The following is a 401-nucleotide window of genomic DNA, read 5'->3' on the forward strand; positions in this document are numbered from 1 at the left end:
GCCCGACGGCCGGAAGCTGCTGGTCATCGGGGACGTCATGGGGCACGGAGTCGAGGCCGCCGTCGCGATGAGCCACTACCGCTCCGCGCTGCGCGCCCTGGCCATGGCGGGCCTCGCCCCGCACCTGCTGCTCACGCACGCCGACCGCACGGTCGCCGACTCCGGGTTCGACCGGGTCGCCACCTGTCTGCTGGCCCTGGAGGATCCCGTCCGGCAGACGGTGTCCTACGCGAACGCCGGCCATCTCCCGCCCGCCTTCCTCTCCCCGGACGGCACGGTCGGCCTCGTCGAGATCCCGGTCGGCCCGCCCCTGGGCACCGGATTCGGCAGCTATACGACGCTCACCCGCCCGACGGTCCCGGGCGGCGTGCTCCTGCTCTACACGGACGGGCTGGTGGAGC

At 74.1% G+C, this 401-nt stretch carries 1 protein-coding gene; it reads left to right on the plus strand.

All coding sequences use genetic code 11. From position 1 onward, the window contains the following. A partial coding sequence (locus G3I60_RS44215; protein WP_164608603.1) for a PP2C family protein-serine/threonine phosphatase occupies positions 1-401 on the plus strand: 401 nt, incomplete at both ends.

The sequence above is a fragment of the Streptomyces sp. SID13666 genome, from assembly GCF_010548325.1.
GTDB lineage: Bacteria > Actinomycetota > Actinomycetes > Streptomycetales > Streptomycetaceae > Actinacidiphila > Actinacidiphila fildesensis.